Here is a 20,401-nt window from a genome sequence, read left to right on the forward strand (position 1 = left end):
CCCGACTGGAGTCGCATCCGCTGGTCGAGCGAGCTCGACACTACCCGCGCTGCGATGATTCCCGCACCACCAGCTTTACCGGGATGCTCTGGCTGTCCACTGCCTGCCGGCCGATCAGTGCCAGCAGGCGCTCCACCAGCAGTTGCCCGGCCTGCTTGGTGTCCTGCTGCACGGTGGTCAGCGCGGGAGATACCGATGCTGCCAAGGGGATGTCGTCGAAGCCGGTCACCGCCACGTCCTGCGGCACCCGCAGGCCGGCTTCGCGCAGGGCCCGCATCGCGCCGATGGCGATCAGGTCGCTGGCCGCGCAGATCGCATCGATCGGCTCGCCGCGCGCCAGCAGTGCCTGGCAGGCCTCCTGGCCGGAGGCTTCGGTGGTGATCGCATCGTGCTGCAGCGCCGCCTCGGCAGCCAGGCCGTGGTCCCGCAGGGCCGCGGCATGGCCGCGGTAGCGCTCCTGGAATTCGGGGTAGTGGCTGGAGGCATGGCCGAGGAAGGCGATGCGGCGGCAGCCCTGTTGCAGCAGGTGGGTGGTGATGTCATGCCCGCCCTGGAAGTTGTCGCTGCCGATCGACACGCCGGGTTGGCCGGGCAGGGCGGCGCCCCAGCGCACGAAGTGCGTACCCTGTTCGACCAGCCGCTGCAGGCGGTCGCGCGATTCGTGGTAGTCGCCGTAGCCGAGCAGGATGATGCCGTCGGCCTTGTTGCTGTCCTCGTAATCGGCCTGCCAGTCGGTGGACAGCTGCTGGAACGAAACCAGCAGGTCCTGCCCGTGCAGGGCGCAGGCGCGGGTGATCGAGCCCAGCATCGAATGGAAGAACGGGTTGATCAGCGAGTCGTCGTTGGTCGGGTCTTCGAAGAACAGCAGGGCCAGCGTGCCCGCATTGCGCAGGCGCAGGCTGGAGGCGTTCTTGTCGACCTTGTAGTTCAGCTCGCGGGCGATGCGCAGGATGCGCTCGCGGGTCTCGGCATTGACCATCGGGCTGCCACGCAGGGCCCGCGACACGGTGGGCTGGGAGACCCCGGCCAGGTGGGCGATGTCCAGGGAGGTGGCTTTGCCTTTGATTGTCATGGGAACTGATAGGGAACGTGCAGCGATCATGATGCCATGAGGCTGGCCCGCTGCTTGCAGGTGCGCTCCTGTCTGAATGAATGGGGTTGATGTTAAAAAATGTGACCAACTTGTCACTTTGACCCGATTTGCACAAAAGCGCATTCAGCAGATGGACAGCTGCCATGGCATGGCCCTAGAGTCCGCGCACCAGGGGACAACAAGGCAGTTGACGTGGGCAGCAACGGATCAGGGATCGATCTGCAGGAGTCGCTGTGCGTGGACGATGGAGGCGCGCTGGCGTGCTTCGTCGCCCTGTTGGGGTTTCTGGATCGGCCTGCCGACCCCGACCAGCTCCGGCACCAGCTGGGCCACCCCGAAGGCCGTATCGATACACAGGATCTGTTGCGCCTGGCCAAGCGGATGGACGTCAAAGCACGCGTGGTACAGGCGCGGGTTACCGCGCTGCGCGATCATCCGCTGCCCGCCATCGCCTGCCTGGCCGACGGACGCTATACGCTCGTGCTCAAGGCCGACGCCGAGAACGTGTTGTGCTTCGACGCGGCGGCCGACGGACGCCCGGTCACGCTGTCCCTTGGCGAGTTCTCGCAGGAGTTCGATGGCCGCCTGTTGCTGATGACCACGCGTGAAAGCGTGGCCGGCGCCGCGAGGCGCTTCGATGTCGGTTGGTTCATTCCTGCCCTGGTGAAGTATCGCCGCCTGCTGCGTGACGTGCTGGTAGCCTCGTTCTTCCTGCAGTTGATGGCACTGATCACGCCGCTGTTCTTCCAGGTGGTAATCGACAAGGTACTGGTGCACAAGGGCATCACCACCCTGGAAGTGCTCGCCCTGGGCCTGCTGGTGGTTTCGGTGTTTGAAGTGGTGATGGGCGGGCTGCGCACTTACCTGTTCTCGCATACGACCAGCCGTGTGGATGCTGAGCTGGGCTCGAAGCTGTTTTCGCACCTCACCCATCTGCCGCTGGCGTACTTCCAGGCGCGCCGTGTCGGTGATTCGGTGGCGCGCGTGCGCGAACTGGAGACCATCCGCGAGTTCCTCACATCTTCGGCGCAGACCGTGGTGCTGGACCTGTTCTTTGCCATCGTGTTCCTGGCCGTGATGTGGCTGTACAGCCCTGCATTGCTGTTGATCGTGCTGATCACGCTGCCGCTGTACGCCGTGGTGGTGATGGTGGTCGGGCCGATGCTGCGGCGCCGCCTGGATGAGAAGTTCGTGCGCGGTGCCGAGAATCAGTCGTTCCTGGTCGAAGCAGTAACCGGTGTGGAAACCATCAAGGCGCTGGCGGTCGAGCCGCAGGCGCAGAACCGCTGGGACAAGCAGCTGGCGGGCTACATCCAGGCCAGCTTCCGCGCCAGCATGCTGGCCAACTGGGGTTCGCAGGCGGTGCAGCTGATCCACAAGCTGGCCACGGTGGCGCTGCTGTTCTTCGGCGCGCGGCTGGTGATTGACGGCAAGCTGACCGTGGGCGAGCTGGTGGCGTTCAACATGCTTGCCGGGCAGGTTGCCGGACCGGTGCTGCGCCTGGCGCAGTTGGCGCAGGACTTCCAGCAGGCGCGCATTGCCGTGGAGCGGCTGGGCGACATCCTCAATTCCCCTACCGAACCGGCCAGCTCACCCTCGCGTGCCAGCCTGCCGGCAGTAGATGGCCGCATCGCGCTGGAGCATGTGTCGTTCCGCTATCGGCCTGAGGGACAGGAAGTGTTGTCGTCGGTCAGTCTGGAGATCGCTCCAGGTGAGATCCTCGGCGTGGTCGGCCCCTCGGGGTCCGGCAAGTCGACCCTGACCAAGCTGATCCAGCGCCTGCACATCCCGGAGCGTGGCCGTGTGCTGGTGGATGGTGTCGATCTGTCCATGGTGGATCCGGCGTGGCTGCGGCGGCAGGTGGGTGTGGTACTGCAGGAAAACCTGCTGTTCAACCGCAGCGTGCGCGAGAACATCGCCATGGCAGACCCGGCGATGCCGATGAGCCGGGTGGTGGAAGTGGCCAAGCTGGCTGGTGCGCACGATTTCATCCTGGAGCTGCCCGAGGCCTACGACACACGCATCGACGAGCGTGGTGGCAATCTCTCCGGCGGCCAACGGCAGCGTCTGGCAATCGCGCGTGCATTGGCGATCGATCCGAAGATCCTGATCTTCGACGAGGCGACCTCGGCGCTGGATGCGGAGAGCGAGGAAGTCATCCAGGACAACCTCAAGCGGATGTCCGCCGGCCGCACCGTGATCATCATCGCGCATCGTCTGTCGGCGGTACGCCAGGCCAACCGCATCGTGACCCTCGAACGTGGCCGCATCACCGAGACCGGCACGCACGAGGATCTGCTGCGCGCGGGAGGCCGTTACTCACTGCTCTACACCAAACAGATGGGCCTGCCCGCCGTGGCGGCCCCGCTGAACTGACCACCACGCGCCCAGCCAAGGACAGCACGCATGTTGAAGGGACTGAGGCACCACCTGGGCATCCTGCGCGAGAGCCTGCGCGCGGAGCGTGCGCAGCCGGACCAACGCGATTCGGCGGCGCCGGACTTCCTGCCGGCGGCGCTGGAGATCCTGGAAAAGCCACCGAACCCGATCGGCCGCACCGTTCTCTGGTTGCTGATCGCCTTTCTGGCCATTGCATTGATCTGGTCGTGCCTTGGCCGCCTGGACATGGTCGCCGTGGCCGAAGGCAAGGTGATTCCGCGCGGCAACGTGAAGGTGATCCAGGCCGCGGACCAGGGTGTGGTCCGTGCGATCCATGTGGTCGAAGGGCAGTCGGTGAGGGCCGGCACGCCGCTGCTCGAACTGGACCCGACGGTCAGCCATGCCGAAGTCGAGCAGGCGCGCCAGGCGTTGCTGACCGCGCAGATCGATGTGGCACGGGCGCAGGCCGTGGTTGACCACGTTGCTGGCCGGGCCGGTCGCTTCATCGCACCGGAGGGAACGCCTGACAGCATCGTTGCCATCCAGCAGGCACTGGTGGCCGCCAAGCAGCGCGAGTTCGATTCCACCGTGGGCGGGCTGCAGCAGGAGCGTAGCCAGCGCGATGGCGAGCACGGCATGATCCTGGCCGAGATCGCCAAGTTGGAAGAGCAGCTGCCGCTGGCCACCGATCAGTTGAACAAGCTGGAGGAACTGAGCCGCGACAACTATGTGCCGCGACTGCAGGTGGCCGAAGTGAAGGAGCGTGTTGTCGGCATGCGCCAAGACCTGGCGATCCGTCGCGAAGAGCAGCGCAAAGCGACCGCAGCGCAACTGGCGGCCAGCCAGCAGATGAGCAAGAGCCGCAGCGAGTTCGCACGCGAAGCATTGGATGCCCTGACCGAGGCCGAAGCGGCGCGCGCGCTGCGTGGCGAAGAATTGAAGAAGGCCCATGACAAGGCCGGCCACACGGTGCTGCGCGCACCGGTGACCGGCGTGGTGCAGCAGCTGCAGGTGCACACCATCGGCGGTGTGGTGAAGCCGGCCGATGCGCTGATGGTGCTGGTGCCGCATGACGGCGAGCTGGTGGTCGATGCGATGCTGCCCAATCGCGATGCCGGCTTCGTCCGCGACGGGCAGCCGGTGGAGGTGAAGCTGGAGGCCTATCCGTTCACCCGCTACGGTGTGGTGGATGGCGTGGTCGAGACTGTGGGCCGCGATGCGGTACAGACCGAGAAGGAAGGGTTGCGCTACCCGGCCCGCGTGCGCCTGCTGCAGCCCTGGATCGAGGTGGATGGAAGGCGTCGCGCGCTGGCGCCGGGCCTGGCCGCTACGGCGGAGATCAAGACCGGTGATCGCCGCATCATTGAATACCTGCTGTCGCCGCTGTCGCGGCGTGTGCAGGAGGCGGGGAGGGAGCGATGAAGAACGGTGTTCAAGTCTCAAATGGCGACCGTATAACCATGCGGCTCCTTGGTCTGATTCTTGTACTGGCTCTTCTCCCGTGGCATCTACAGGCACGAGATCATGCCCCGGTGAGGTCGGTGGATCTGCAGGAGCGCCTAGTTGCACTGCTCTCCCATCAGGGCGGGGAACACTGGAAGGGCATCCCGCCGAGTGCGCTGGAACAGGCAATGAGGGTCAGATGGCGGCGTGGAGAAGGCTTGCCCTCTTCCGGCAGAGGGGAAGGGATTACTGTCGAAGGCTGGTCCTTCTGGATGCAAACCGAGTTTCGCAACGGTCGCTATCAAACGCTTCTCGACACCTACGTTGCCACGCCAAGGAACACCTGCACGTTCAATGCCGATCAGTTTGCCCGGAGGCTCAGGGCCATCGGGATGACGGGCGGGCCAGTCAGATCAACGCTGCTTCCCGAGACCTGGTACCTCGGCGCCAGAAACGTGGAAGTTGCGGTCCGGACATACACAAGCACTACCAATGGTCAGCGCCATCAGTGCGTTGAAACGATCAGCATCGGTCCCCGGGAGTTCTGAACATGCCATCGATCAACAATGAGCTTGAAGCCGTACTGCAGAGTCTCCGTCAAAAGGGGGGGCAGTTCTCCAGGGCCGAGCAGACCATTCGGCGGACAATCGAGAGTTCACCCGAACTCATGATTCGTTTGAACGTATCCGCCAAGAATGGGACCCTGAAGGGAATTGAACTGCTTCCCTCCGGTGCGACAGAGGGAGGACACTACAGCGCAGGATCCGGAGTCATCCGCATAAGTCGCGATCGGTTCACTGCTGGAGGTGAAGCTGCGTTGGATGCGCTGGCATTCGTGCTCGGCCATGAAACCGCACATAGCATCTATGAAGTTGAGAACGCCAAAGCGCTTGAAACATTCCGACAGCAGGTATACGCACTCTCGGTCGTGAAGGGTGTCAGAGACTATACGCCCATCTTGGACGCTTACCTTAAGGCCACGCGTCGAAACGAAGCGATTGCGATGATCGGGGGGTGGAACGCGGTTTGGGGACGAGCCGTGCTCAATTCCAACAATGGCATCGACCAGCAGTCGTTCCTGGCCAGGATGTATCAGGCGATGCCACCGGGATGTATCGTCAAGGAACCCAATGGTAGTTACAAGCTCGCACAGGGCATCACCATGCGCAGCAACTACTCCATTGAGTCCAGCAGGACTTCGCCGAACGTCGAGGGATTCGGAGTCTGCTACTACGATGGCACGGGCGCCGGGCTTGGCCAGTCCGGGGGGCTCAATTACCCGAACTATTACCTGGGTCCCCAGCTGGAGTACATCATCGAAGTCGAGCTGCAGATGCAGCGGCAGATGCCTGCGGGAAACCAGCCTGGTGACGTTCGGATTGATCTCGAGGCGATAGGCGGCAATGCATCGGCGCTTGAGGCAGACGGCTTGTACTTCAGCGGAAGAGATAGCCAGTTCATTTTCTCAGATGGCCGTGGGCCATTGCGAGTCTTCAATAGGAAGGGTGACGCTTCGCAGAAGCCGCGGAGCCCATCACAGTTGCAGCTCCCCGTTGACAGTGAAACCTTGCAGCGAATCACCATGGCTGGGGGATTGGGCGGGTCCATTGGCGGCGCGATCGCCTCTGCGTTGAAGATCAACGATCCGCTGTGGAAGGTGCTTGCTTCAGCCACGTTGAAGACGGTAGGTAAGAACCTGGCCGAGATTGCAGCTGCAGGTGGAACGAAGGTCGTGACGCGGGCGGGCGTCCTGGATCTGCTTTCTGATATCCCGGAGGAGTTTCGAGCAAGCCTCCAAGGGGCCGCCGCTGGCACGGTTTCTGCCTATCTGACGGCTGAGCTGATCAGTTCGCTTGGCATCAAGGGAACGTTGGGTGAGGTCGGACAGAGCGTTGCTGCAAGCTCGCTCAGCCAGATCATTGAGAACGCGATCAAGATTGCTGATGGCGCCACGATCAGCATCACAGATGGCTTGTCAACGGGTCAGGTCTTTACCGCAATCGGTGGATATATTGGCGCTCGCCTGGGCGCCAGTCTCGTCCAGTTCGAAACGGTGGGTGGACAGCTAGGCGCTCAGATCGGCTCCGCCGTGGGCGCCTATGTTGGTGCGACGATGGCGCAAACTTGGAGTGCTCTGCTGCAGGCCGTTGGCACCACCTATGCGGGCCCCATCGGCGCTGCCATTGGTGCGTTGGTAGGGTACATATTCGGAGGATTGATCGGAAGTCTGTTCTCCAGCGGAAAGCCGCGCTCCTGGGCATCGGTCACCTGGGACGAGGCGAATTCGACCTTCGCCGTCTCTGGTGTTCGCGCCCGTTCAGGCGGCGTGAGTATCGGAGCTACGCTGCTTGCCAATCAGGTCGCAGGCACCATGAACGCGGTTCTGGAGATATCCGGGAGCCGGTTGGCAACAGGCGCGACGGTAGATGGCGGTACCTATGGAACGTATGGCAAGAAGTATCGCTACTGGTCGGAGCCGTCATTCACGACCTCCAAGGCCGAGGATGTAATTTCCTACGGTACGGTGCGGGCGCTGTCCAATCTTCTCGATCGGATGATTGGTGGAGATGTATACATCAAGCGTGCCATTGGAAAGAACCTTGTCAGCCTGGATGCACCGACAAGTTTCAGTCCGACCAATCTATTTGGTGACATGGCCGTTGCTACCGACTATGCGAGATATATTGCCTCTCCGTGGGAAATCAACACTCTGATTGCGGGAGCGCCCGAGAGCGGATTCGCCGCGCAGTGGGCCATTACACTTGTCCGTGTCGAAGAGCTTGGGCTCAACCGGCGTGCCGCATCTGATTGGACGGGAGGGTTCGCCGCGTGGCTTGATCAGCTGGCAGATGGCGTTGTGGATGGTATTGGTCTGATTGCCTCCAATATGACATTGGCGCTCGATCCCGATGGAGGACGAAAGCGCACTTTGGTCAGCTGGACTGGAGACGAGGTTCACTCGTTGGGCGACACCATCGTTACCGCAGACAAGGATCGCATCCTCGGCAGTGCCGGCAACGACAGCATCATCGTCAACGGTGCAACGTTGTCCAGTACCACCGGCCTGCTGATCAACGGCAAGACCCCTTCGGCCACGCATCGCATCGAGATCGCGGCCGTCATCGATGCCGGTGCAGGCGACGATCTGGTCCGGGGTGGAGACCTCGGCAACGATCTGCTCGGAGGCAGCGGCAACGATACCCTGGTGGGCGGCCTGCTCGATGACTGGCTGTTTGGCGGTGACGGCAATGACGTGCTGTTCGCCGGCAATGTCACCAATGTGAACTTCGCCATCGGTGATGCCGGCGCACAGGCGCTGGCGATCGCTGTGCGTGGTGGCAACGGCAACTATCTCGACGGCGGTGCCGGCGATGATCGCCTGTATGGCAGCACCGGTTCGGACTGGCTGGAAGGTGGCGCCGGCAACGACCTGCTGGTGGGTGGCGAGGGTGGTGACATCATCGGCGGTGGCGCCGGCGATGATCGCGGTGCCAATGGCGAAGCGCGCCTGTTCGGTGGGGGCGGCGCGGACCAGTACCTGTTCCGGCTCGGTGACGGCCGCGATGTGGTCTACGACGAAGAGGGGGCGGGGGCCATCCGCGGCAGTGGCGACAGCTTGAATGACCGCCTCGCCAAGATCGCCAATGGACAGCTGGCGCGCAACTGGGCCGGTGGTGGCGAGTACGAGGTCAACGGCTCGGTGAAGGGGGGTGAGGACGCGATCGTGTTCGGCACCGGCCTGTCGCTGCAGAACATCCAGATGCGTCGCTCCTCGGCCAGCGGTGCCGGCAACGACCTGATCATTGCCTTGGTCAGCTATGACGCCGCCGGCAACGCCACTCTCACCGGCGATGAGCTGACCATCAAGGATTGGTTCGAATCCTCGCATCGCGTGGAGTGGCTGCGGTTTGCCGACGGTGAGGACATTCGCATCGGCGACATGACCTCGTACATCATCGGCACCGGTGGCTCGGATGTAATCCTGGGTACCTACGGCGCGGACTTCCTGTATGGCGGCGCCGGCGATGACGAGATCCGCGGTCTGGCCGGCAATGACTTCGGCAATGGTGGCTCGGGCGACGATTTCGTTGCTGGCGATGGCGACCAGGACTGGGTGATGGGCGGCTCCGGCAACGATCAGGTGCTGGGTGGCGCGGGCAACGACACGGTGTTTGGCGATGATGGCAATGACCGGGTGTATGGTGGTACGGGTTCGGACCTGGTGGTCGGCGGCCGTGGCAACGACGAAGTGGTGGGCGGTGAAGGCGATGACGTCTTCCGCTACCAGCGCGGCGATGGTGACGACATTGTCATGGACGACTATGTCGACAACTGGGATCTGGTCTGGGAGAAGGGCGCCTACGTCAACGGCTATGTACGCAATGCCGATGGCACCGTCAGCAAGGACGGCGTGGTCTATTTCGACGGTTCCACCTGGATCAGCCACAACGACTGGAATGATGAGGCGCAGGTACTGCGCCGGCACAAGGGCGCGCTCAATGGCCTGATTGCGCGCAATGCGGGCGTTGATTCGCTGGAGTTTGGCGTTGGCATCGACATCCAGGATGTGATGTTGCAGCGCGATGGCAATGACCTGCGCCTGGTGATCGGCCGCGATGGCGAGAAGGAGCGCCTCTCGGCGTCCAGTGACCGGATCACGATCAAGGACTGGTACGCGCTGGGTGGATCGATCGAGAACATGGTGTTTGCCGCGACCGGCCGCCATGCGCTCACCGACATGACCCTGCTCGGGGGCGGCGATGGCAATGACACGATTGCCGGAACGGCTGGCAAGGACTGGTTGACCGGCAACGGTGGCGATGACGTCATCGACGGCGGCGCGGGCAATGACCTGCTGATGGGCAACGAAGGCGACGATACGCTGCGTGGCGGTGCGGGTGACGACATCCTGTACGGCGGTCAGGGCGACGATCTGCTGCACGGCGGTGCCGGCGCGGACACCCTGTTCGGTGGCGGTGGCGTGGACATCGCGTCCTACGCGGGCAGCGCGGCGGTGCGCGTCTACCTGGAAGGCACGTTCGCCAATACCGGCGATGCCAAGGGCGATGCCTACAGCAGTATCGAGGGTATTGAAGGCAGTGTCGGTGCCGACCGCCTCGGCGGCAGCATCGGCGCGGACGTGCTGCGCGGCGGCGGCGGCGCGGACGTGCTGTATGGCGGTGAGGGCGACGATGTCTATGAGTACAACATTGGCGACGGTGACGACCAGATTTTCGACGGGGCCTTCTCGCTGGAAGAGATCGTCACGGCAAGCGGCGAAGTGGGCGCAGGCTATGCGGCAGCCTGGAACTACCTTGGGGTGGGCGCGGGTGGCAAGCACGCCTATCAGCTGATCCTGACCAGCCGCGAGTCCGGCCAGGTCGTGTACAGGAGTTCGGCGCAGATCGACTTCCTGTTCGCGACCCAGCAGGCAGCGATGCCTCCGGTGTTGACTTGGCCGTTCGGCGTAGGCCGTCTGGTGGGCGGCGCTTGGCGCAATTCCGACAATGGCCTGCAGATTGTCCGTGAGGCCTTCCAGGACGCCGACGGGGGGAGCGATACGCTGTCCTTCGGGACCGGTATCAGCCTTTCCAATCTCAGCCTGAAGATCGCCAACGGCAATCGCCTGGACATCACTGCGGCGCAGAACGGGTCAGTCCTGCTGGAGTCTGCAAACAATGAAAAGCGCTTTGTAGAAAAGCTGCAGCTCAGCGATGGCCTGGTGGTCGATCTGATCAACCTGCGGCAGCTGGCGCAGGGTGGCACCGATCTGGACGATTTCGTTCTGGGCGGGACCGGCGCCGACACCATCAACGGCGGGATCGGGCTGGATGTGCTGTCCGGTGGTGATGGCAATGACACACTGCGGGGCGGCGACGGCGACGACACGCTGGAGGGCGGCGCCGGTGCCGACATCCTCGACGGCGGCAGCGATCGCATCAGCCTCGGCCAGGCGGCGGTGGCGGGTGAAGCCTATGGCGATACCATCCGCTATGTGACCTCCACTGCGTCGCTGGTGCTGGACCTGGCTGCGGGTACTCTGTCGGGCGGGCACGCCGATGGCGATACCCTGGTTGCAGTCAACGGCGTCAGCACGCTGGAGAACGTGGTTGGCAGCGACGGCTTCGCCGATACCATCAGTGGTGATTCACGCGCGAATCGCCTGATCGGGCTGGGCGGCAACGACTGGCTGGATGGGCGTGGGGGCGATGACGTGCTCATCGGTGGTGATGGCAACGACACCCTGATGGGCGGCGACGGCAACGATGCGTTGTCCGGCGATGCCGGCGATGACCGACTTGAAGGTGGCGTGGGCAACGATGTGCTGGCCGGTGGCGCGGGTGCTGACGAGCTTTACGGTGGGCTGGGCGACGACCAGATCAGCGGCGATGTAGGCAACGACAAGGCCTGGGGCGGCGAAGGTAATGACACCCTGGGGGGCCAGGACGGAGACGATCAGCTCTACGGCGAGGCCGGCAACGATACCCTGGTGGGTGGCGCAGGCGACGACCTGCTGGATGGCGGGACCGGCAACGACACCCTGGCCGGTGAGGCCGGCCACGACCTGCTGCGGGGCGGTGATGGCAATGACACCTACCTGTTCGATCGGGAGGGTGGCAACGACCGCATCGAAGACGCACTGGGCGTCAATCGCATCGTGCTGCAGAACGTGGCCAACCACGAGGTCTGGCTGCAGAAGGTGGGCAACGATCTGCTGGTCAGCGTGATCGGTGGCAGCACCCGGATCACTATCGCGGGCTACTACTCCGGCGCCAGCCGGATCACCGAGATCGCGACCGGTGCAGGCTCGCTGTTCCTCGCCCACGCCGAGCCGCTGCTTGCGGCAATGGCGGCAGAGTCGGCGTCCGTGCCGGCCGGGATGTCCTCCAGCTTGCAGGGCCTGCTCGGCAGCTACTGGCAGAACTCGAGCAAGCCGGCACCGCTGGTCGAAACGCAGTACCTGGCCACCGATGAGGACGTGCCGCTCAGTGGCAGCGTCAATGCCGTCGACCATGACGGGAACATCACCGGGTACACGGTGATCACCGCACCCGGTATGGGGACCGTTGCCCTCAATGCGGCCACGGGTGCCTGGGTCTATACGCCGGCGGCAGACCGCCACGGCACCGACCGCTTCGTGGTCCGGGTGACCGATGCCGACGGCAATACCGCCGACCAGATCGTCGATCTGGTGGTGCGCTCGGTCAACGACGCGCCCAGCGACATCCTCGCGCCGGGGCCGCTGGCGGTGGACGAGAACGCTGCCAACAATCTTTCGTTGGGCCGCTTTGGCCATGTCGACCGTGACGGCGCCGAGGACACAGCCACCTTTACCCTCGTCAATGACGGCGGTGGCCGCTTCCAGATTGCGGCCAATGGCACGCTGAGCGTTCGTGATGGCACCAAGCTGGACTATGAAACCGCCACCGCGCACACCATCCGGGTGCGCGTGACCGACGGTGCCGGCGCGTGGTTCGAGAAGGACTTCACGATCGACGTACGCAACATCAACGAGGCGCCGTTCACGCCGACGCGGCCACCGAACACCGCGCCCGTACTGGCCGGTGAAAAGACGGGCGCCGGTACGCTGGTGGGCACCTTCGTGATCGGGGATCCTGACAAGACAACGCCGACCCTGCAGCTGGTGACCAACCCGGGCGGTCTGCTGGAGGTTGTGGGTAACCAGGTACGCGTGCGTGCGGGCGTTGCGATCGACTTCGAGACGCTGGCCGCCGCCCAGGGCGCGACCTTGGTCGATCTGGATGGCGACGGCATCAAGGAGGTGCTGCTGACCGCAAGCGTGAGGGCGTACGACGGCAGCCTGGCATCTGCTTCGACGCTCAGCTTCACCTATGCCATCGAAGACGAGAATGAAGCACCGACGGCGGTGGTGTTCGCGGCCACCACCACCAGCCTCAGCGAAACCGATCGGGTTCCCACCGGAACTGCGCTGCCGGCGATCCTGCTCGGCACGCTGTCGGCCACCGATCCAGACACCATGGCAGGCAGTGATTTCGCCACGATGGTGTACAGCGTGTCCGACAGCCGCTTCGAGATCATCAACGGCAACCAGCTGCGCCTGAAGGCCGGTGCGATCGTTGACTATGAAGCGGGAAGCAACGTCACCGTGACGGTCACCGCGACCGATCGCGGCGGCGCCGGGTTGAGCGTCAGCAAGCAGTTGGTCTTCACCGTGGTCAACCGCGATGACTACCTGTACGGCACTGCCGCTGGAGAAACGCTGGTCGGCCAGGCCAACCGGGACGTGATCCAGGGGCTCGGCGGCAACGACATCATCAACGGCGGCGGTGGCAACGACGACCTGTACGGCGGCGATGGCGATGACAATCTGCGCGGTGAGGCTGGCGACGACAAACTGTGGGGCGAGCTGGGTCGAGACACGCTGTACGGTGGCGCAGGCGTCGACGAGCTGCGTGGCGGTGATGGCGATGACAACCTGTATGGCGAAGACGGTGATGATCGCCTGTACGGCGACGCCGGCAATGACATCCTCGATGGCGGTGCCGGCAATGACCTGCTGGAAGGGGCCATCGGCAATGACACGCTGCGCGGCGGCGTCGGCAACGACATCCTGCGCGGTGGCGATGGCGACGATATCCTCGATGGCGGTGCCGGTGCCGACACCCTGTCCGGAGGCGCCGGTGTCGATACGCTGACCTATGCATCGGCAACGGCCGGCGTGGTGCTGAACCTGGCGACGGGAACCCATGGCGGCGCAGCGGCCGGTGACGTGCTTGAAGATGCATTCGAGCGGATCATCGGCAGTGCATTCAACGACACCATCACCGGTAGCGCGGGTGATGACTACATCGAGGGCGGTGCCGGCAATGACACGCTCTACGGTGGGGCCGGCAATGACACGCTCTATGGTGGTGACGGTGATGATCTGCTGGATGCGCAGGCCGGCAACGATACGCTGTATGGCGGCGCCGGCAGCGACATTCTGATCGGTGGCGATGACAGTGACGTCTATCTGATCGATCGCGATTCGGGTGCGGATGAGATCCGCAATTACGATTCCAGTGGCGACGACATCGACGTCATCGGCTACCGCGACATCAGTCGGAATGATCTGTGGTTCAGCCGCACCGGCGATGACCTGGTGATCTCGGTGATCGGTACCAGCGTGGTGACCACGATCAAGGGCTGGTACACCACCACCAACGCCAATGATCGCGCCAACTACAAGATCGATTTCTTCCTGGCCGGCGAGCACGCCAGCAGCACGATCAATGCAGAGGCACTGGTCGCGCTGATGGCCGGCCGCACCAAGCCCGTCACGGTCGCGGCCTATCAGGCATTGCATGCCGACGGCACGTTCGAGAACCAGTGGCGGCACTATTGGGATGGCAACGGCCTGCCGTCGATCAGCATCGTACCGGATCAGTCGATCAACGAGGATGGCCAGGTCGCCCTGCAGTTCACCGTCGGTGATGACCTGACCCCGGCATCCGGGGTCACCGTGCGTGCCGTGGCGGTGGATGCGACTGACCTCACGACGGTGGTTGCCTGGATGAATACTCCGACCATCACTGCGGGAGCCAACGGCGAGCGCACGGTGACGCTGGTGCCGAAGGGCAACACCAGCGGACGCGTTGCGATCAAGCTGATCGCAACCGATGCCGGTGGGCTGGTGACCGAGCGCGTGTTCTTCATGAATGTGGCGCCGGTAGTGGACGCGCCGGTGATTACCCGTGCCGTGCAGGTCGGCAAGACGCTTGATGGCGGAACGCTGACGCTGGACGTGCAGGCTGCCCTCACCGACACCGACGGGTCGGAAACGCTGGAGATCCGCATCTCCAACCTTCCGACCGGGCTGACCCTGAACAAGGGAACGAACCTGGGCAACGGCGTGTGGTCGCTGACGCCGGCGCAGCTGGCCGGTCTGGCGCTGGTCGGCCCGGCCACGTGGTCGGCCGATCTGACCGGCACTGCGGCGCTGACCGTGACCGCCATCGCCAAGGAGACCGCCACCGGCCTGACCAGCAGCAAGACGCAGACCCTGTCGGTCTCCATCAACGCGCGTCCGACCGACATCACGGTCGACCGCGCGTTGAGCACGGTCGAATCCACGGCGGATGCGCCGGTGGCCAATGGCACGGTGCTGGGCAACTTCGCCCGCGTCGACGCGGACAACGATGGCTTCACCTTCAGCCTGACCGACAATGCCGGTGGCCGCTTTGCGATTTCCGCGGCGGGTGTACTGACGGTGGCCAATGCCAGCCTGCTCGACTACGAGACCAACACATCGCATCAGATCGTGGTGCGCGTGACCGACGCCGGTGGCCTCACCCGCGACAAGACCTTCACCGTGGCGGTGACCAACGTCGATGAAGCTCCGGCGATACCGACCGTGTCCAGCCAGCCGGTGGCCATCGCTGCCGAAAATGCCGCGTTGGGCGGTGTGGTGATTGCCAACCTGGCTTCCAGCGGCGGCAATGGCAGCTACAGCTATGTGCTGGAGGGAGACTCGCGCGGCTGGTTCACTCTGGTCGGTAACCAGCTGAAGTTCCGTGACGGCCTGGTGCTGGATTTCGAGGCGCTGAAGGCCGCTGGCATGACACTGAGCGATGCTGACAGCGATGGCCGCCAGGAGGTGGTGTACTCGGTGTCGGTGAAAGCGGTATCCGGTGGATTGACCTCGGCAGATGCGCGCACCATTACCGTGCGCCTGGAGGACGTCAACGACGCGCCTCATGGCATCACTGCCGACCGCTCGCTCAGCATTGCCGAGAACACGGGCAACGGCACCGAGGTCGGCAGGTTCAGCGGCCAGGACCAGGATGCCACCGACGGCCTGACCTTCACCCTGGTCAACAATGCCGGCGGCCGCTTTGCCATCACTGCTGCTGGTGTACTGAGCGTCGCCAATGGTGGGCTGCTGGACTACGAGGCAGCCACTTCGCATGCAATTACAGTGAGGGTGACCGACACCCACGGCGCGACCCGCGACCAAGTGTTCCAAGTGGGCGTGTCCAACGTCAACGAAGCACCACGAACGCCGGACGTCGTGCAGCACGTGGCCCTCACCTCCGAGAACACCGGCGTGTCCGGGCAGGTGGTAGCCACGCTGTCCTCGTCTGATCCGGACGGGACCACACCCTCGTATCAGATCATCAACGACCCCTTTGCCTGGTTCGTCATTTCCGGAAACCAGCTCAAGTACAACGTCAGCAGTTTCGATTTCGAAGCGGTTGCACCGTACCTGCAGCTGATTGACGGCGACGGCGACGGCCAGCTGGAGGCTTACTACAACGTCACGGTCCGTGCCACGGATGGTGCGCTGGTGTCGGGCAACCGCGAGATCACGGTACGCATCGAAGACGTCAACGAAGCGCCGACAACCTGGGGCCAGAGCCTGACGCTGGCTGAATCGTCGCCGGGTGCAGGGCAGACCGTGTTCCAGTTCACCAACTGGTCCGACCCCGACAGCCAGTGGTACAACCGCGACCACCGTTTTGCCATTACCGGCGGCGCCAGCAATCTGTTCGGCATCAATGCCACCACGGGTCAGATCGCGCTCCACGGACAGCTGGACTATGAAACCGCACAGAGCCACCAGATCCAGGTGACCGTCACCGATCGCGGGGGCCTGTCCAGCAGTACCTGGGTGACGATCAATGTGCAGAACGTCAATGAGCGGCCGACGATCGCGACCTGGCAGGATGGAAATTTCTACCAGGTGCTTGCTGCGAATGACCAGGAGGACTTCTACGCCATCATGCATGTTACCAGTGCAGTGGAGTTCACTGGCGTCTCCGGCCAGTATTGGGATACTTACTCGGGTGACACCTACACGTTCGATGGAGGTACCACAACGCGCGGTATCTCGGGTGATGGTTTCCTGACTCCTTACGGAAGCAACATCTTCGATTCGCGCATTGTGGGCCGTGGCGGCCGCCGAACGGAGACATCTGGGGACTGGGGCGATCCGCGAGGTAGCGGCGCGGGCTACTTCCAGGAGACCTACTACGACACATGGTATGAGATCGTCGTCCAAGCGGTGGATTCTGCAGGGCTGTGGAGTGATCCTTTGAAGTTTGTCGTCAACCAGTGGGGCGGGCGCCTGGGCCCAGTCGTACTTGATTTGGATGGCGACGGCGTCGAGACCGTGGGCTGGGCGCAAAGCGCCACACGCTTCGACATGAATGGTGATGGCGTGCGTGACCTGACAGGCTGGGTCGGGCCACACGATGGCCTGCTTGTCCTGGACCGCAACCGCAACGGCACGATCGATTCCGGCGCCGAAATCTCGTTCACGATGGATCTGGAGGGGGCCCATTCCGACCTTGAAGGCCTGGCTGCCTATGACAGCAATGGTGACCGGCGCCTGGATGCCAACGACGCTCGCTTTGCAGAGTTCCAGGTCTGGCGCGACGCGAACCGCGATGGCATCAGCCAGATCGGTGAACTGTTGACGTTGCAACAGGCGGGCGTGGCGTCGATCAATCTTGATGCGCGCCGCACCGGGCAGATGCCCGGTACATCGCCGGACAACACCACCTACGCCAACGGTCAGTACACCCGTACCGATGGCACCCAGGCGGCCTTGTCGGACATGTTCTTCGCATTTGGAGAGCGGGAGGAGGACGCTGACGGGGACGGCTTGAATCTCAACGGTGGCGCCGGCAAGGGCGGACGTGACCTGGGCAGCGGTGATGCCGCCTCCGGCCGGGTCAACCGCCGAGGCGGCGATCCACGCTTCGCGCCTGCAGCTGACCTGTCGCAGGCCCCGGCGGAACTGGCGGCGGCAGAATCCCGGGATCGCTTCGGTGGCGTTGAGCCCACCGAAGCCGAGCGTATGCAGCAATCGGCTCGGTCGGAACAGCGTGCCCCCATCGACGAAAGCATTCCGTCCGGCCCGGCTACACAGCGCTCAGCCTTGCATGACAATCTGGCGCTGGCGCAGAAGAAGCGCTTCCAGATGATCGAAGCGATGTCCACGTTCGACGCCCAGCCCTATGCCCAGGGCATCAGCACGGCCGCGCGCGATCCGGCCACCATGGAACTGTTGACCGCCATTCCCGACTACAGGATTTCCCGTTCATGATCACTTCCACGACAGACACCGCCGCCGCCGAAGGGGCACCGCGCACTGTTGCCGAGGCTCTGGGCCAGATCGTCTGGCTGCTTTCGCAATCGCCGCTGCACCGTGAGATGCAGCTCAAGGACCTGGAATGGTGGTTCATGCCGCCGCTGCTGAAGGAGCAGTTCCGGGTGTTCCGTTTCGGCACACTGCCGCCGCTGCCGGGCATGCAGGAAGCCGGTGCGGCCTTCGCCGGGTTGACCCAGCAGGCGCTGGAGCAGCTGCCGCTGGGCGTTGCGATCTGGGCGAACCTGTCCGAGCAGGCCGAGCAGAAGCTGGAGCAGGGCGAGCGGCTGGAACTGGACGACTGGAACAGTGGCGATCGCCTGTGGCTGATCGAGTTCATCACCCCCTTCGCCCAGCCCGGCAACGGCCTGGCCGAGGCCATGCTGGGCGATCTGCTGACCGGGCCGTTCGCGGGGCGCAGCCTGTCCATGCACCGGACCGATCCGGCCACCGGCCGGCGTGACAAGGTGACCCTGGGCGGCGTGCCGTCGCAGGCGGCCTGATCCGGGAAGGGTGAACGTCCGCCCCGGCCGCCACTCTGGCGGTCGGGGGAACAGCGGCAAGCCCGGTGGGCTGGGGCTCGATGATAGAATGCCGGGTTTCTGGCAGTGCCCACCCATGGGCGGCCGGGTATCGGCAACTCCGGCTGTGTGCTATGACAGGCACCAGCCCCCGGACAATGGAATCACTTACCTATGGCGCGCGGCATCAACAAAGTCATCCTGGTCGGCAACCTCGGCAACGATCCGGACGTGAAGTACACCCAGGGTGGCATGGCGATCACCCGCATCAGCCTGGCCACCACCAGCGTCCGCAAGGACAAGGATGGCAACCAGCAGGAACGTACCGAATGGCACCGCGTGGTGTTCTTCGGCAAGCTCGGCGAAATCGCCGGCGAGTACCTGCGCAAGGGCAGCTCGGTGTATGTCGAAGGCAGCCTGCGCTACGACAAGTACACCGGCCAGGACGGCGTGGAGAAGTACTCCACCGACATCATCGCCGACGAGATGCAGATGCTGGGCGGCCGCGGTGAAGGCGGCGGTGGTGGTGGCGGCAATTACGGCGGCGGTGAGCGCCCGCAGCGCCAGCAGGCGCCGCGCCAGGAGTACGGCGGCGGCGGCGGCGGTGGCCAGCGCGGAGGCCAGGGTGGTGGCTATGGCAACCAGGGCGGCAACCAGGGCGGCGGCTACGGCAACCAGGGTGGCAACCAGCGCCCGCAGCCGCAGCAGGCGCCGCCGATGGACGACTTCGCTGATGACGATATTCCGTTCTGATCGAACGGTCGCCTGCAGCAGAAAAGAAAGCCCCGCGATGCGGGGCTTTTCTTTTTCCGGAATCCCTTTGGAGTTGTGCCCCGCAGCATCGGTTTTCGTGCACCGCGACTTGCAAACAGACAATTTCCTCCCCTATGGTGCAATCGATTGCATTGCTGTGAATCGTTGCGTTTGATACCGGTTGGGAGGCCGGCAGGTGGATGTCCATCCATTCGATCAGACCGGCCCCGGCGACGGGCCTCACGCGGCGCGATGCGCTGCGTCTCGCAGTTGCCGGCAGCATTGGCTTGGGGGCGGCAGGCATGCTCCCCGCATTCGCCGCCACTGCGCAACTCAAGGGCAACCTGAAGCATTCCGTCGCCCGCTGGACCTTCCCGCAGCTGTCGGTCGCCCAGCTCTGCACGACAGTGAAGGACATCGGTTTTGCCGCGATCGACCTGGTCGGTCCGGAGGACTGGCCGACGCTGAAGGCCAACGGCGTGTACAGCTCGATGTGCAACGGCGCGGAGCTGGGCCTGACCAAGGGCTTTGCTGGCCGCCAGTTCCATGACCAGTTGGTGGAACGCTACACGCGGCACATCGATCTGGTCGCCGATGCCGGTTATCGCAACCTGATCTGCTTCTCCGGCAACCGCAACGGCATGGACCCGAAGGAAGGTCTGGCCAATGCAGAGGCCGGCCTCAAGCGCATCCTCGGGCACGCCGAGAAGCGCGGTGTGGTGCTGGTGATGGAGCTGTTGAACTCCAAGGTCGATCATCGCGACTACCTGTGCGACCACTCCGCATGGGGTGTGGAGCTGTGTCAGCGGCTCGGCTCGGACAACTTCGGCCTGCTCTACGACATCTACCACATGCAGATCATGGAAGGCGACATCATCGCCACCATCGGCAAGCATCATGCCTGCTTCAAGCATTACCACACCGCGGGCGTGCCCGGCCGGAACGAGATCGGAGACCAGCAGGAGCTCCACTATCCGGCCATCTGCCGCGCAATCCGCGACACCGGTTTCAAGGGATATCTGGCGCAGGAGTTCATGCCTGCAGCGCCCGATCCCGTTGGCTCATTGCGCGAGGCAATCCGCCTCTGCGACGTCTGAA

General features: G+C 63.9%; 8 protein-coding genes. 7 read left to right on the top strand and 1 reads right to left on the bottom strand.

Annotated elements, in window-relative coordinates; genetic code table 11:
* Positions 1-40: 40 nt before the first annotated feature.
* Positions 41-1,072 carry a LacI family DNA-binding transcriptional regulator gene (locus ACZK2G_RS05765; protein ID WP_478474897.1) on the bottom strand — a complete coding sequence of 344 codons (1,032 nt, stop codon included), beginning with the start codon at positions 1,070-1,072 and terminating at the stop codon, positions 41-43.
* Positions 1,073-1,285: 213 nt separating this feature from the next.
* Here ACZK2G_RS05765 and ACZK2G_RS05770 point away from each other — a divergent pair, with 213 nt between their 5' ends.
* The 7 genes from ACZK2G_RS05770 to ACZK2G_RS05800 all read left to right on the top strand — a co-directional run bounded on the left by ACZK2G_RS05770 (position 1,286) and on the right by ACZK2G_RS05800 (position 20,400).
* On the top strand, positions 1,286-3,469 hold the full coding sequence (locus tag ACZK2G_RS05770) for a type I secretion system permease/ATPase (RefSeq protein WP_478474899.1): 2,184 nt from the start codon (positions 1,286-1,288) through the stop codon (positions 3,467-3,469).
* A gap of 30 nt (positions 3,470-3,499) precedes the next feature.
* Positions 3,500-4,894, top strand: a complete 1,395-nt coding sequence (locus ACZK2G_RS05775; protein WP_046985704.1) for an HlyD family type I secretion periplasmic adaptor subunit — start codon at positions 3,500-3,502, stop codon at positions 4,892-4,894.
* Positions 4,891-5,463, top strand: a complete 573-nt coding sequence (locus tag ACZK2G_RS05780; RefSeq protein WP_478474901.1) for a hypothetical protein — start codon at positions 4,891-4,893, stop codon at positions 5,461-5,463. Before ACZK2G_RS05775 ends, ACZK2G_RS05780 begins: the two co-directional genes overlap by 4 nt.
* A gap of 2 nt (positions 5,464-5,465) precedes the next feature.
* The gene (locus tag ACZK2G_RS05785) at positions 5,466-17,987 is read left to right on the top strand and encodes a cadherin domain-containing protein (protein WP_478474902.1); all 12,522 of its coding nucleotides are present in this window, start codon (positions 5,466-5,468) and stop codon (positions 17,985-17,987) included.
* A complete protein-coding gene (locus tag ACZK2G_RS05790; RefSeq protein WP_478474904.1) occupies positions 17,984-18,532 on the top strand; it encodes a toxin-activating lysine-acyltransferase in 549 nt (182 codons plus the stop codon). Before ACZK2G_RS05785 ends, ACZK2G_RS05790 begins: the two co-directional genes overlap by 4 nt.
* Before the next feature lie 192 nt (positions 18,533-18,724).
* Complete coding sequence (locus ACZK2G_RS05795; RefSeq protein WP_136638395.1) at positions 18,725-19,303, top strand: single-stranded DNA-binding protein; 579 nt, start codon at positions 18,725-18,727, stop codon at positions 19,301-19,303.
* Between the two features lie 200 nt (positions 19,304-19,503).
* Positions 19,504-20,400: a hydroxypyruvate isomerase family protein gene (locus ACZK2G_RS05800; RefSeq protein WP_211195185.1), complete on the top strand. Its 897-nt coding sequence runs from the start codon at positions 19,504-19,506 to the stop codon at positions 20,398-20,400.
* Position 20,401 lies beyond the last annotated feature (1 nt).

The sequence above is a fragment of the Stenotrophomonas sp. 107298_Sma genome (assembly GCF_056480345.1).

What these genes read in the sequence shown, in the direction of transcription:
- ACZK2G_RS05775 (WP_046985704.1), top strand. Translation starts at nt 3,500, where the DNA reads ATGTTGAAGGGACTGAGGCACCACCTGGGCATCCTGCGCGAGAGCCTG.
- ACZK2G_RS05800 (WP_211195185.1), top strand. Translation starts at nt 19,504, where the DNA reads ATGTCCATCCATTCGATCAGACCGGCCCCGGCGACGGGCCTCACGCGG.
- ACZK2G_RS05790 (WP_478474904.1), top strand. Translation starts at nt 17,984, where the DNA reads ATGATCACTTCCACGACAGACACCGCCGCCGCCGAAGGGGCACCGCGC.
- ACZK2G_RS05780 (WP_478474901.1), top strand. Translation starts at nt 4,891, where the DNA reads ATGAAGAACGGTGTTCAAGTCTCAAATGGCGACCGTATAACCATGCGG.
- ACZK2G_RS05785 (WP_478474902.1), top strand. Translation starts at nt 5,466, where the DNA reads ATGCCATCGATCAACAATGAGCTTGAAGCCGTACTGCAGAGTCTCCGT.
- ACZK2G_RS05795 (WP_136638395.1), top strand. Translation starts at nt 18,725, where the DNA reads ATGGCGCGCGGCATCAACAAAGTCATCCTGGTCGGCAACCTCGGCAAC.
- ACZK2G_RS05765 (WP_478474897.1), bottom strand. Translation starts at nt 1,072, where the DNA reads ATGACAATCAAAGGCAAAGCCACCTCCCTGGACATCGCCCACCTGGCC.